The organism is Mycolicibacterium neoaurum (assembly GCF_036946495.1).
Taxonomy (GTDB): domain Bacteria; phylum Actinomycetota; class Actinomycetes; order Mycobacteriales; family Mycobacteriaceae; genus Mycobacterium; species Mycobacterium neoaurum_B.
In genome coordinates this window covers 3,789,824-3,800,985 of sequence record NZ_JAQIIX010000002.1, presented here as the reverse complement: position 1 = coordinate 3,800,985, position 11,162 = coordinate 3,789,824, and the positions used below count along the sequence as shown (strand labels likewise).

The 11,162-nt window shown below is 66.7% G+C and carries 12 protein-coding genes; 6 read left to right on the top strand and 6 right to left on the bottom strand.

Going from position 1 to position 11,162, the window contains the following annotated elements:
• Positions 1–25: 25 nt before the first annotated feature.
• Both PGN27_RS23665 and PGN27_RS23660 read right to left on the bottom strand, forming a co-directional pair.
• Entirely contained in the window at positions 26–310 is a 285-nt protein-coding gene (locus PGN27_RS23665) for an acylphosphatase (RefSeq protein WP_335328300.1), read from the bottom strand.
• Positions 294–710 carry an OsmC family protein gene (locus PGN27_RS23660; protein ID WP_019514132.1) on the bottom strand — a complete coding sequence of 139 codons (417 nt, stop codon included), beginning with the start codon at positions 708–710 and terminating at the stop codon, positions 294–296. Before PGN27_RS23660 ends, PGN27_RS23665 begins: the two co-directional genes overlap by 17 nt.
• 111 nt (positions 711–821) lie before the next feature.
• Between PGN27_RS23660 and PGN27_RS23655 the strand changes: the two genes are divergently transcribed.
• A complete protein-coding gene (locus tag PGN27_RS23655) occupies positions 822–1,451 on the top strand; it encodes an Rv0361 family membrane protein (protein ID WP_335328299.1) in 630 nt (209 codons plus the stop codon).
• On the opposite strand, the gene mutM is transcribed toward PGN27_RS23655, so the two are convergent.
• The 3 genes from mutM to PGN27_RS23640 are packed head-to-tail and all read right to left on the bottom strand — an operon-like array spanning position 1,438 to position 3,551.
• Positions 1,438–2,307 (bottom strand): bifunctional DNA-formamidopyrimidine glycosylase/DNA-(apurinic or apyrimidinic site) lyase, encoded by an 870-nt coding sequence (gene mutM, locus PGN27_RS23650; RefSeq protein ID WP_335328298.1) that lies wholly within the window; start codon positions 2,305–2,307, stop codon positions 1,438–1,440. The two genes, PGN27_RS23655 and mutM, sit on opposite strands and share 14 nt — an antisense overlap.
• Positions 2,291–3,007 (bottom strand): ribonuclease III, encoded by a 717-nt coding sequence (gene rnc / locus PGN27_RS23645; protein WP_335328297.1) that lies wholly within the window; start codon positions 3,005–3,007, stop codon positions 2,291–2,293. Before rnc ends, mutM begins: the two co-directional genes overlap by 17 nt.
• Positions 2,997–3,551 (bottom strand): YceD family protein, encoded by a 555-nt coding sequence (locus PGN27_RS23640; RefSeq protein ID WP_335328296.1) that lies wholly within the window; start codon positions 3,549–3,551, stop codon positions 2,997–2,999. Before PGN27_RS23640 ends, rnc begins: the two co-directional genes overlap by 11 nt.
• 199 nt (positions 3,552–3,750) lie before the next feature.
• Here PGN27_RS23640 and PGN27_RS23635 point away from each other — a divergent pair, with 199 nt between their 5' ends.
• From PGN27_RS23635 to PGN27_RS23615, 5 genes are all read left to right on the top strand, one after another.
• Positions 3,751–4,917: an LLM class flavin-dependent oxidoreductase gene (locus tag PGN27_RS23635; protein ID WP_335328295.1), complete on the top strand. Its 1,167-nt coding sequence runs from the start codon at positions 3,751–3,753 to the stop codon at positions 4,915–4,917.
• 126 nt (positions 4,918–5,043) lie between these two features.
• Entirely contained in the window at positions 5,044–5,418 is a 375-nt protein-coding gene (locus tag PGN27_RS23630) for a EutQ-related cupin domain-containing protein (RefSeq protein WP_335328294.1), read from the top strand.
• 17 nt (positions 5,419–5,435) lie between these two features.
• Positions 5,436–7,718 carry a trimethylamine N-oxide demethylase gene (locus PGN27_RS23625; RefSeq protein WP_335328293.1) on the top strand — a complete coding sequence of 761 codons (2,283 nt, stop codon included), beginning with the start codon at positions 5,436–5,438 and terminating at the stop codon, positions 7,716–7,718.
• A gap of 10 nt (positions 7,719–7,728) precedes the next feature.
• On the top strand, positions 7,729–9,066 hold the full coding sequence (locus PGN27_RS23620; protein ID WP_335328292.1) for a trimethylamine monooxygenase: 1,338 nt from the start codon (positions 7,729–7,731) through the stop codon (positions 9,064–9,066).
• 76 nt (positions 9,067–9,142) lie between these two features.
• Entirely contained in the window at positions 9,143–10,357 is a 1,215-nt protein-coding gene (locus PGN27_RS23615; RefSeq protein WP_335328839.1) for an SfnB family sulfur acquisition oxidoreductase, read from the top strand.
• A gap of 10 nt (positions 10,358–10,367) precedes the next feature.
• On the opposite strand, the gene sepIVA is transcribed toward PGN27_RS23615, so the two are convergent.
• Complete coding sequence (gene sepIVA, locus PGN27_RS23610; RefSeq protein WP_030133491.1) at positions 10,368–11,105, bottom strand: cell division protein SepIVA; 738 nt, start codon at positions 11,103–11,105, stop codon at positions 10,368–10,370.
• Positions 11,106–11,162 lie beyond the last annotated feature (57 nt).

Here is an 11,162-nt window from a genome sequence, read left to right as displayed (position 1 = left end):
CCGAGTTACCCTACCGGCGGGGCGATCAGCGTTCGCTGAAGCCCGCGATCGGGTCGCCCACCTCGGCCCAGTCGGCCACCACCTTGTCCACGGTTCCCGGCGTGCCGCCGGACTGCAGCAGGTCAAGCAGGCGCTGGCAGTCATCCCTGGGCCCCTGGGCGACCACGTGCACCCGGCCGTCCGGGCGGTTGGACGCGTACCCGGTCAGACCCAGTTCGAGTGCCCGCGCACGCGTCCACCACCGGAAACCGACGCCCTGCACGTGACCGTGCACCCAGGCGTTGAGACGGACGTCAGGACTGGCCGACATCGGTCACCGCCAGGGTCACCTCGGTACCCGCTTTCAGGGTGTTCCCGACAGTGCACACCTTGTCGATGGAACGACGGACGATCGTCAGCAGTCGAGCGCGTTCGTCCTCGGTCAAGCTGGAGAGGTCGACCTCGAGGCGTTCCTCCAGGTGCGGGTAGACCTCGCGCTCACGGTCGGCGGCGCCGGAGACCTTGATCGTGGCCTGGTAGTCGTCACCGAGGCGGGTGCGCAGCGGATGGTCGCTGCTCATACCGCTGCACGCAGCCAGCGCGATCTTGAGCAGCTCGCCTGGGGTGAACACACCCTCGACGTCCTCGGAGCCCACCAGCACCTCGGCCCCGCGGCTGCTCCGTCCGGTGTAACGGCGAACGCCGGTCCGCTCAACCCACAATTCGGTCATCGTCTACCTGATCTACTCGTATCCGACTGGTGTCCGCCGGCGAGTGTACGGACGCCGGCATGGTTGCCACGGGAGTTAGTGTTGAAAGACACCAGCTGAGGAGCCATCGCAGTGACGCAATACCCCCCGCAGCAGCCGGGGCCGCCCGGCCCGTGGGGCCCGCCGGGGCCGCCGAACACCCAGCCGCCGACCTTCGAATATCCGGAGTATCCGGGCTACGGTGGGCAGCCCTACGGGTACGGCCTTCCGCCGCAGGGCTACCCGGCTCCGTATCCCCCGCCTCCCCCGCCGCAGCGCGCACAGAGCAAGACCGGGTGGTGGATCGCCGGCGGCGTCCTGAGCGTCATGGTGGTTGCCGCCTTGGTGATCGGTGGGGTGTTCCTGGTGCGCGGCGGTGGCGACATCCTGGTCTCCAGCGACGAAGCCGAGATCACGCAACTGGTCGAGGATTTCAGCGCGGCAGGCAACACGGGGAAGTTCTCGGAGTTGGGACAGTACTTCTGCGCCAACGAGGCGGCCATGTTCGGCGCTCTCGGCGAGCTCGGTCAGATCTTGGAGGGCATCGAGCTCCCGCAGACCGCGCCGCCCACCGACATGAAAGCAACCAACATCGAGGTCAAGGGTGACGTCGCCTCGGCGACGGTGGAGCCCGGTGGCTCGTTCGAGACCGCTTATTTCCGCAAGGAGAACGGTCAGTGGAAGGTCTGCATGTCGGCGGCGGTGGAGTTCAACCAGCGCTAGCGGTACGCCGAACCCGTGGCCGTGGTTGGCATTTCGGGCAATAGAACGACGAGCGATTCATGAACTTGTCACGTTGCATCGGCGCACCGCAACGCCGGCACGGTTCGTCCACCCGGCCGTAGGCCTCCAGCGACCGGTCGAAGTATCCGGATTCACCGTTGACGTTGACATACAGCGAATCAAACGATGTGCCGCCCTGACCGAGGGCGCCCGTCATCACCTCGGTGGCCGCATCGAGAATCTCGGCGAGTTGACGGCGTGTCAGCGCCGAGGCCAGTCGTGCGCCGTTGACCTTCGCCCGCCACAGCGCTTCGTCGGCATAGATGTTGCCGATCCCGGACACCACCGTCTGATCCAGAAGCTGGCGTTTGATCTCGGAATGCTTGCGCCGCAACACCGTGACGACACCGTCGCGGTCGAACGCCGGGTCCAGCGGATCCCTGGCGATGTGCGCCACCGGCTCCGGGATCTCGGTGCCATCGATGGTCACCAGGTCGGCCAGCATCCAACCACCGAAGGTGCGCTGGTCGACGAAGTTCATCGACGTGCCGTCGGTGAAGGTGGTCGCGATGCGTAGGTGGGTGGGGTTGGGCACCGCACCGATGAGCATCTGCCCGCTCATCCCCAGGTGCACGACGATGGCGTCGCCGCTGCTCACCGTCAACCAGAGGTACTTGCCGCGGCGCCCGGTCCCGGTGATCTGGGTGCCGCGCAGGCGCGCGGTCAGATCCAGCGACCCGGCCAGATGCCGGCGGGCGGCGCGCGGGTGCAGCACCTGGACATCGGCGATGGTGCGGCCGAGCACGTGCGCGTCCAGACCGCGCCGCACCACCTCGACCTCAGGGAGTTCCGGCACCGTCGGTCTCGTCGGTTCCGGCGGCGTCCAGCGCGCTCCATGCCGCCGCAGCCGCTTTGAGCTCGGCTTCCTTCTTGGTTCGGCCCACACCCCGGCCGTATTCGCGCTCGGCCAGTGTCACCACCGCGGTGAATTCCTTGTCGTGATCCGGGCCCTGTGCCGTGACGGTGTAGGCGGGCGGTCCGAGCCCGCGCGCCACGGTGAGTTCCTGCAGGCTGGACTTCCAGTCCAGACCCGCGCCCAGCGTCGGTGCGGTGTCGAGTAGTTCGCTGAACAGTTGCAGGATCACGTCACGGGCGGTGACAGTGCCGAATTCGAGATAGATTGCGCCCAAGAGTGATTCGACACCGTCGGCCAGAATGCTGGATTTGTCGGCGCCGCCCGAGCTCTCCTCCCCCTTGCCCAACAGCAGGTGTTGGCCCAGCCCGAGCTTGCGCCCCACGTCGGCCAGTGCCTGGGTGTTGACGATGCTGGCACGCAGCTTGGCCAGGTCACCCTCGGGGCGATCGGGATGGCGATGGTAGAGCTCTTCGGTGATGGTCAGGCCCAGCACCGCGTCACCGAGGAACTCCAGGCGCTCGTTGGTCGGCAGGCCACCGTTCTCGTAGGAGTAGCTGCGGTGGGTGAGCGCGATGGTGAGCAGATCGGACGGTAGCTGCACACCCAGCGCCTCGCTCAGCGCCTCGTGCTCAGCCGTCACTGCTGTCTCCGACCTCGTCGCGCAGTGCGGCGAGTTTGGCCCAGCGCGGGTCGATCTTTTCGTGCTGATGCCCGGGCTCGGCGGTGGCGAGCACGATGCCGCAGTCCGGGCACAGCCCCGCGCAATCGTCGCGGCACAGCGGGGTGAAGGGCAGGACCAGTCCGACGGCGTCGACGATCGTCTGCTCGATGTCCACCCGGTCATCGACGACGTGTCCCACCTCGTCTTCCTCGGTGGTCTCCTCGGTCGCGCTGCCCGGGTAGGCGAACAGTTCGGTGATGTCGATGCTGACATGACCTTCGACGGGCTCCAGGCACCGTACGCATTCACCGTTGGTGGGCGCCGAGACCGTTCCGGTCACCAGCGCACCTTCGGACACCGACTCGATGCGCAGATCGAGCTCCAGCGGGGCACCCTGCTCGATCCGGATCAGGTCAAGACCGATACGTGACGGTGCGGGCACCGTCTCGTGAAGCTCCATCAACGAGCCCGGACGACGACCCAGGCGCGAGATGTCGATCGCGAGCGGACTCTTGGCGGACATGACTCCAGATTCTACGTGGGGCGCCATACCGCTGACCGGGGGCCGATCCCGGATCACCGAGATTTTTATGTCTCTTGCCGCGCCGTGCCCGGTGAGGTCGGTCGCGCAGTCCCGCTCCCTATGGCGACTGTCCGCGGCCCGCCGATACAGCGCCGATACTCGACCGCACGAGATCCTCGGCTGCGTAAGGACTGATTTTGTGACCGTGAAGTTGCATTGGTTTCTGCCCACCTACGGCGACAGCCGACTGATCGTCGGGGGTGGTCACGGCACCCCGGCCGGTGCCGCGAGCGGTGACCGGGACGCCTCGATCGACTATCTGGCCTCGATTGTGCGGGCAGCGGAACGCTTCGACTTCACCGGAGCGCTGATCCCGACCGGAGCATGGTGCGAGGACGCCTTCATCACCGCCGCCCTGCTGGCCCGCGAGACGACCTCGCTGGCGTTTCTGGTCGCGTTCCGGCCGGGTCTGGTCAGCCCAACCCTGTCGGCCCAGATGGCGGCCACCTTTGCCCGGCACGCACCGGGACGGATTCTGCTCAATGTCGTCGTCGGCGGCGAGGCCCACGAGCAGCGTTCCTTCGGCGACCACCTGGACAAGGACGCGCGCTATCACCGCGCCGACGAGTTCCTCGACGTGGTGCGCCGGTTGTGGGCCGGTGAGACCGTCACCCGCAAGGGCTCCTACATCGATGTCGAGGAGGCGGCCCTGGCATTACCGCCGAACCCGATCCCGCCGCTGTACTTCGGCGGCAGCTCGAAGGCCGCCGGCCCTGTTGCCGCGCGTCATGCCGATGTGTATCTCACCTGGGGTGAACCGCCGGCCGCGGTGGCCGACAAGATCGCCTGGATTCGCGCGGAGGCCGAGAAGGAGGGCAGGAGGGTGCGCTTCGGGATCCGGCTACACACGATCTCGCGTGATACCTCCGCCGAGGCATGGGCGCAGGCCGACAAACTGGTCGCCGCGCTCGACGAGGAGACGGTGGCGAACGCACAGGCAGGTTTGGCCCGGAGCCAGTCCGAGGGGCAGAAGCGGATGCTGGCTCTGCACGAGAGCAATCGGACCAACGGAACCTGGAGTGATGCAAGGAGTCTGGAGATCGCACCGAACCTCTGGTCGGGCGTGGGCCTGGTGCGCGGCGGGGCCGGAACGGCCCTGGTGGGCAGTCACACCGAGGTGGCCGATCGCATCGCCGAGTACGCCGCCATCGGTATCGACGAGTTCATCTTCTCCGGTTACCCGCATCTGGAGGAGCTGTTCTGGTTCGGCGAGGGCGTGGTGCCGATCCTGCGTCGTCGCGGGTTGTTCAATTCCGGCTCCGACGAGGCGCCGAGTGTGGCAATCCCGTTCGTGGGCGCGCGCTGAAAGACGGCCGCACACGCTGAAAGACGTGGTTCGGGAGCCCTAACGTCGGCGTAATCTCGCCGAAATCCTCCAATGGTTTCCTCTCATCAGACCGAGTTTCATGAGAGGGATCACGATGGAGGTCCCGTGACGCGCACCGCCCCACCCATCTTCCAGGTGACGTCCGGTTTCTGGCAGACACTGCCGCAGATGCCGGACGAGCAGTACCCCGGAACCGAAGGATTCATCGACGACGTCTACGCCAACCCCGATGGCGTGCCGATGTGCTCGGGCTACTTCGAACTACGCAATACCGATGCGCCGCTGGACTATTACTACGCCTACGACGAGATGAAGGTCGTCCTGGAGGGCGAGTTCCGATTGGAGAACCCGGATACCGGGCAGGTGCAGATCGCTGGTCCCAAGGACGCCATCTTCTTCCCGAAGGGCTCGCGGATCCTGTTCTCCACGCCGGATCGCGCCCTGGCCTTCTACGTCGGCTACCGGTCGTTCGCGCCCTGATCACGTTGCCGGACAGCATGATCGAACGCTTCCGGGTGGGCCCTGGGTCGGTCACAGCGTTGACCGTGGCCGGCGGCGACCGGTTCGAGATCATCGATCGGCACGGTCGGCAGCCTGCAGAGCTCACGGTGCTCTCCGCCGATCCGCGGGCCGTCGCCGGGGCGATGCCGGACGCACCGGCCACCGTCCTGCGGCGGTTGGTCGCCGGCCCCGACGAGGATGGTTACGCGGCCGGTCGCATCCTGACGCTGCTGGACGGCGACCAGCGTGACGCACGTGCCACCCGGTTGTTCGACTCCGCCTCCCCACCCGGCGCCCGGCACGCCTTCTCCGTCAACGCCGACGCCGTGGTCCTGGTGGCGGCCCCCGCGTCGCCGATGGATCTGGGCAGCGACAACCCCAACCCACCTTCCGAGCTGCTGCTGGAAGTCCGACGCGCGCAGCCCAGACCGACCACCGCGTACGAACCGCCCGCACCATTGGCAGAGCCGTTGTGGGACATGCGCATCGATGCCTCGACGGCATCGGCCTACCCGATCCGGGCCGGGCAGTTCATTCAGATCATCGATGTGCAGGGCAAGCAGTGCTCGGATTTCCTGGCCTTCGACGCCCGCGGCCTCGACGAGGGGCGAGAATACGGGCTTGACGCCACCACCACCCGCACAATCGGTGGTGGCGCCTACCCCCAGCCCGGGCTGTTCGGGAAGTTCTTCGATGGACGCGGCCGGCCGCTTGTCGAGGTCGTCCGCGACACCGTCGGCCGCCACGACACCTTCGCGCTGGCGTGCACGGCCAAATATTACGCCGACGCCGGTTACCCGGGTCACGTCAACTGCACCGACAACTTCAACAACGCCTTGGCTCATCACGGGGTGGCCCCCAAGACCGGGTGGCCGGCGCTGAACCTGTTCTACAACACCAGTTTCGACGCGGCGCACCAGTTGACCTCCGACGAACCCTGGTCCAGGCCCGGTGATTACGTGCTGCTACGGGCCGCCACCGACCTGGTGTGCGCCTCGTCGGCATGTCCCGACGATATCGACCCGGCCAACGGCTGGTCGCCCACCGACATCCACGTGCGCATCTACGACTCGACCAGGAGGTTCTCTGTGGCGGTGGGTCGCCGGCTGACCCCGGACACCGAACCGGTGCTGACACAACCCAGCGCCTTCGACACCCGGACCAGGGCATTGACCTCCAACTTCACCGAATACCAGGGCTATTGGCTACCGAACAGCTTCGACGCCCACGGCCCACACCAGGAGTACTGGGCTTGCCGGGAACGTGCCGCGGTGATGGATCTCTCGGCGCTGCGCAAGTTCGAGGTCTTGGGTCCTGACGCCGAAGCCCTGCTGCAGACGACGCTGACCCGCAATATCCGCAAGCTGTCCCGCGGCCAGGTGGTGTACTCGGCAATGTGCAACGAGGCCGGTGGAGTTGTCGACGACTGCACAATCTTCCGGCTGGGTGACAACAACTTCCGATTCGTCGGTGGTGATCCGCACGACGGGCTCTGGTTGCGCACGCAGGCCCGGCTGCTCGGCCTCGACAAGGTCTGGATCAAGGACTCCACCGACCAGATGCACAACATCGCGGTGCAGGGTCCCGCGGCGCGGGACGTGCTGGCGGCATCGATCTGGTCCCCACCCACCCAGCCGGCGCTCGCGGAGCTGGGCTGGTTCCGTTTCCTGATCGGTCGGCTCGACGGGCCCGACGGACCGCCGGTGGTCGTCTCGCGCACCGGCTACACCGGCGAGTTGGGTTACGAACTATGGGTTCACCCTGACAACGCCGCGCCATTGTGGGACACGGTGTGGCGGGCCGGCGGCCCGTACGGGTTGGCCCCGCTGGGGTTGGAGGCGCTGGAAATGCTGCGGGTCGAAGCGGGTCTGGTGGCCGCCGGTCATGAATTCGACCATCAGACCGACCCGTACGAGGCGGGGATCGGATTCACCGTCCCGTTGCAGAGCAAGGCCGATGACTTCATCGGCCGGGATGCACTGATGGAGCGCAAGGCACACCCGCAGCGCGCACTTGTCGGCCTCGTCCTCGACAGCAACGAGACGGCCTCCCACGGCGACTGCGTCTACGCCGGGCGAGCAGAGGTCGGCGTGGTCACCAGTGCCGTCCGGTCTCCTGTCCTGGCCGCCAGCATCGCGATGTGCCGCATCGCCGTTCAATACTCCCGTCCCGGTGCCGCGGTGGAGGTCGGCAAGCTCGACGGCCATCTCAAGCGCATTCCTGCCACCGTCACGACCCTGCCGTTCTACGACCCCGACAAGACCCGCCCACGCTCGTGAGGAGATTCCGATGACCCGAACCGCCGTGATCGGCGCAGGCCCGTGCGGCCTTGCCCAGCTGCACGCCTTCGAACAGGCTCGTCTGAACGGCACGGACGTCGGCGAGGTGGTGTGCTTCGAGAAACAGAGCGATTGGGGCGGCCTGTGGAACTACACCTGGCGTACCGGCCTGGATTCCCACGGCGATCCGGTGCACGGGAGCATGTACCGCTACCTGTGGTCGAACGGGCCCAAAGAATGCCTGGAATTCGCCGACTACAGCTTCGACGAGCACTTCGGTGGACCCATCCCGTCGTTTCCACCGCGTGAGGTGCTCTACGACTACATCGTCGGTCGTGCGAAGAAGAGCAGTGTGCGCCAGTACATCCGATTCGACACCGCGGTCCGCGACGTCTCCTTCGTCGACGATGCCTTCACCGTGACCGTCGAATCCTGGGACACCGGCACCGGCCGATTGCACACCGAGATCTTCGACAACGTCATCGTCGCCACCGGGCACTTCTCCACACCGTTCGTGCCGGAATACCCCGGCTTCGAGACCTTTCCGGGACGAATCCTGCACTCCCACGATTTCCGCGACGCCGTGGAGTTCGCCGGTAAGGACATGCTGATCCTGGGCAGCAGCTACTCCGCGGAGGACATTGCGCTGCAGTCGTTGAAATACGGTGCGGCATCGATCACCATCGCCTACCGACACGCCCCGATGGGATTCGGCTGGCCGGCGGGCATCACCGAGTTGCCGGCACTGCACCATCTCGACGGCCGCACCGCACACTTCGCCGATGGCACCAGTCGAGACGTCGATGCCATCGTGCTGTGCACCGGCTATCGGCACCATTTCCCGTTCATCGATCCGACGTTGCGCCTGGAAACCGTCAACAATCTGTATCCCGCCGGTCTGTACAAGGGCATCGTCTGGACCGGCAACCCGCGATTGCTGTACCTGGGCATGCAGGACCAGTACTACACGTTCAACATGTTCGACGCGCAGGCCTTCGTCGCGCGCGATGTGGTGCTGGGCACACTGATGCTCCCCTCGGCCGAAGCCATGGCCGCCGACGTCGACATGTGGCTGACCACATACGCAGCGGTGGACAGCATTCCGGGACAGATCGACTTCCAGACCGACTATGTGCGCGATCTGATGGCACTCACCGACTATCCGGCCTTCGACCTGGACATGGTGCGAGAGCACTTTCTGACCTGGGAGCACGACAAGGACGAGAGCATCACCGGCTACCGCGACAAGTCGTTCGTCTCGCCGTGCACCGGCACCGCGGGACCGGTACCGAGCACCACCTGGTGGGAGGAACTGGACGACAGCCTGGCTCGCTTCCTGCAACGCTAGAATCCGACTGAGCCGAACGGGTGCATCGGAACGCGGCGGCGGGCACGATCCCGAGGTGACTCCACGTCTTCATTCGATTGTCGGCGCACCGGCCACCCGGATCACCGGCTCCGACCACGCGCTGACGGTGGCCGCCGAACTGTCCGCGTCGTTCGCCGAAGGGGCCGCGGCCCGGGACGCTCAGCGGGAGCTGCCGCACGCTCAGGTGCAGGCCCTCAAGGACTCCGGCCTATTGGCGTTGTCGGTGCCGGTCGAGTACGGCGGGATTGCCGCCCCGGCCGCGGTGCTCGCCGAGGTGTTCCGGCTGCTGGCCCACGGCGACCCATCACTGGCCCAGATCCCCCACTCGCACTTCACCTTCCTCGAAGCGCTGCGCTTACAGGGTGGCGATGCCCAGCGTGCGTTCTTCTACGAGAAGGTGCTCGGTGGGGCACTTTTCGCCAACGCCCAGTCCGAAAGGGGTCCACATCCGATCGACGTGGACGCGACCACCCTGACCCGCGATGGGGACGATTATGTGCTCCGTGGCCGCAAGTACTACTCGACCGGCGCGCTGTTCGCCGACTGGGTGATCGTGCGGGCGTCACTGCCCGACAGTCCCGGTGAGACACCGACCTCGTCGACCCCGAAAGCGTTGGCGTTCATCGCCGCCGATACCGAGGGCCTGCAGGTCGTCGACGACTGGGACGGGATGGGCCAACGCACCACCGCATCGGGGACAGTCACCCTCGATGAGGTGCGCGTGCCGACATCACAGGTGGTGCCGTTCACCCCGATCTTTTCCCGGCCTACCACTTACGGTGCACGCGCACAGTTGCTGCATGCCGCACTCGATGTCGGTATCGCCACTGCCGCCCTGGCCGAGGGCGTTCGGCAATCCGTCAAGGCCCGGCCACATTTCGAGGCCGGCGTGGACAGCGCGACCGATGATCCGACGGTCGTGCAGATCGCCGGAGAGTTGACGGTGACGGTGCGTGGCGCTCAAGCGCTACTGGGCGAGGCCGCCCGTGCGGTTGATGCGGCAGCCGCCGACCTCGACGAGGACAGTTCCGCGGCGGCCTCGGTTGCCGTCGCGGTCGCGAAGGTGGCAGCGACCCGCGCCTCGCTCGACGCGTCGAGCACGCTGTTCGAACTCGGCGGGACCCGCAGCGCCTCAGGTGCGGCCAACCTGTCCCGCTATTGGCGCGATGCGCGCACCCACACCCTGCACGATGCGACCCGCTGGAAGGTGCAACACATCGGCCGCTACACGCTGTCGGGCACGAAGCCGCCCCGGCACGGGCAGCTCTGACACCCGATGATTACCGCGTGGCGTAGTCGTGGGTGCCGGCCGCGGTACGCAGCTGGTGACGGCCGCGGCTCACCGAGCGCAGCGTGCCGTTGAGGTAATCCTCGAACTCGGCAAGCTTGCTGTCGACGTAGATATCGCATTCGCCGCGCAGCCGGTCGGCCTCGGCGTGGGCGGTGTCGACCAGCCGGGTCGCCTCGGCGGTCGCGGTCTGCACGATCTCGGTCTGCGACACCAAGCGTTGCTGCTCCTTGATGCCCTCCTGGACGGCCTTCTCGTAGGACAGGTTGCCGTTCTCGATGAGACGGTCGGCCTCGGACTTGGCGCGTCCGGTGGTGGCCTCGTACTCACGCTTGGCGGTGGCCGCGATGCGCGCGGCCTCCTCGCGAGCCTCACCGACCATCCGCTCGCTGTGCGCACGCGCCTCGGCGACCATTCGGTCGGCCTGGGCCTTGGCATCGGCCAGCAGCCGGTCGGCTTCACCGCGGGCATGGTTGACCAGCGAGTCGGCCTCGGCCGTCGCGGTGGCGACCATCGACTGGGAGTGCTCGCGGGCCTCGTTGAGCATGCCGTCGCGGGCGTCGAGCACATCCTGGGCGTCGTCCAGCTCGCCGGGAATCGCATCCTTGATGTCGTCGAGCAGTTCCAGCACGTCGCCGCGCGGCACCATGCACCCGGCCGTCATCGGCACACCACGCGCTTCTTCGACGATCGCGCTCAGCTCGTCAAGGGCCTCAAAAACTCGGTACACGGCAGCACCCTCCAGGCGTCGTTGTTAGTGACCAGTGTGCCTGGTGTTACTCGTGTG